The sequence below is a fragment of the Kitasatospora sp. NPDC048722 genome (assembly GCF_040650235.1).
Taxonomy (GTDB): Bacteria; Actinomycetota; Actinomycetes; order Streptomycetales; family Streptomycetaceae; genus Kitasatospora.
On record NZ_JBEZGX010000163.1, the window covers coordinates 1 to 1,786 of the forward strand.

The following is a 1,786-nucleotide window of genomic DNA, read 5'->3' on the forward strand; positions in this document are numbered from 1 at the left end:
CCGGCGAGGGCCGCTGGCCCTACGACGTCCAACCGCGCAACCGCCGCGGCGCCAACCGGCTCTGGCTCATCCGCGCCGAGATCGCCGCCTCGTGACGGGCCGCCGGGCCACCACCGGCGCGGACGCGGAGTAGCCGGCCGTGCGGATCGGGGTCGATCTGCTCCACATCGGCGAGCTGGACCGGCTGCTCGGCCGGCCCTGGTTCCGGGCCTTCGTCTACGACGCGGCCGAGCTGGCCACCGCCGAGGCGTTCGGCCCCGAGCGGGCGCGGGAGTTCCTGGCCGGGCGGTTCGCCGCCAAGGAGGCGGTGCTGAAGGCCCTCGGCACCGGCTTCACGGGCGGCATCCGGCCGCGGGACGTCGCAGTCCTGCGCTCGGACGGCGGCGCCCCGGTGGTCCGGCTGTCCGGCGCCGCCGCCATCTGGGCGGCCGGCCTCGGCGTGGCCGACGTCCAGGTGTCGATCACGCACAAGCACGACCTCGTCCTCGCCGCGGCCCTCGCCCACCCGGGGGCCTGAACGCCCCGGTTCCGTCGTCGAACTCCCGCCCACCGGACGGTACTTCCCCACCGCCGGCAGGCACCTCCCGCACCCCGCCCGGCCCACCCGCCGGGCGGCGACGGGAGCTCGACGGCGGGCCCGGGCCGACTCGCGGCGTCCGCGGTCAGCTCGCTCGGGCGGCTTCGGGCTCGACCGGTGCGGGGGTGCGCCCGGCCCGGCGGCGGAGCAGTTCGCCGGCGATGAAGGCCGTCACCCCGGCGACGATCGGCAAAGGCACCGCGTTCGCCGCCTCCCTGCCCAGCAGCATCGCCGTCAGCACCGTGCTCGTGACGGGCAGCCGGGTGACCGAGGCGTCGGTGTCGCCGGCGGGTTGCGCCGGACGGGGGACGCCGACGGAGGCCGATCAGTCCTGCCGGGACTCCCCCAGCGCGCTCTCGATGCCCTGGACCATCCGCCACAGCGGCGCCTTGCGACTGGCCACCAGGACGACGACGTCGTCCTGGTCGGCGTCGCCCGCGCCCTCGGCGGGGCGGTCGCTCCAGGTGTCGACAACGAAGGCCATCGCGGTGTCCACCTCGGCCACCCAGTCGCTCTCCCCGCCCGAGCGCAGCCAGGTCCGCAGGGCGTGGTTGTGCGCGGCGACGACGGCGGCGGCGATCACGTCGGCGCGCAGCGGCCCGTCCGGGCGGTCGGCGAACCGGCCGCGCAGGTAGGCAGCGAGGGTGTGCTCGTAGCGCCACACCACCGACAGCTCGTACGCGCGGAGGCCGGGCACCTTGCGGGTGAGCCGGTAGCGCTGGACGGAGAAGGACGGCTGTTCGGCGTACATCCGCAGGACGAGGCGGGCCGCGCCGCAGGCGTGCCGGACCGGGTCCTCCTCGCCGGTGCCGGAGTCCAGGAACTCCGTCATCTCGGCCAGACTGCGCTCGTGGTCGGGGAAGACCACGTCCTCCTTGGCCGGGAAGTAGCGGAAGAAGGAGCGCCTGCCGACCCCGGCGAGGGACACGATGTCGTCGACCGTGGTCTGTTCGAAGCCGCGGTCCAGGAAGAGCTCGAAGGCCGCGGCCACGAGCGCCTCGCGCATCGCCGGCTTCGAGGGCCCGTCGTTCATGGGCAGGTCCTGCTCTTCCTTCTCGCTCATTCCCGGGAACTTACACCGCGACAGGGCACCGGCCCCGAAGGGCCGGTGCCGTGCGCGTTACGGCAGGTTGCGGGCCATGACGATGCGCTGGACCTGGTTGGTGCCCTCGTAGATCTGCGTGATCTTCGCGTCGCGCATCATCCGCT

General features: G+C 74.6%; 4 protein-coding genes. 1 reads left to right on the forward strand and 3 read right to left on the reverse strand.

What is annotated here, in order from left to right; genetic code table 11:
• The first annotated feature begins 139 nt into the window (after positions 1–139).
• Positions 140–517 (forward strand): holo-ACP synthase, encoded by a 378-nt coding sequence (locus AB0C76_RS41255; RefSeq protein ID WP_359975908.1) that lies wholly within the window; start codon positions 140–142, stop codon positions 515–517.
• 145 nt (positions 518–662) lie between these two features.
• Here AB0C76_RS41255 and AB0C76_RS41260 read toward each other — a convergent pair whose 3' ends face one another.
• The 3 genes from AB0C76_RS41260 to AB0C76_RS41270 all read right to left on the reverse strand — a co-directional run.
• Entirely contained in the window at positions 663–806 is a 144-nt protein-coding gene (locus tag AB0C76_RS41260) for a hypothetical protein (RefSeq protein WP_359975911.1), read from the reverse strand.
• A gap of 96 nt (positions 807–902) precedes the next feature.
• Positions 903–1,640: a TetR family transcriptional regulator gene (locus AB0C76_RS41265; protein ID WP_359975914.1), complete on the reverse strand. Its 738-nt coding sequence runs from the start codon at positions 1,638–1,640 to the stop codon at positions 903–905.
• Positions 1,641–1,697: 57 nt separating this feature from the next.
• Positions 1,698–1,786 (reverse strand): acyl-CoA dehydrogenase family protein (locus AB0C76_RS41270; RefSeq protein WP_157846636.1); only part of this gene is annotated, 89 nt, incomplete at its 5' end.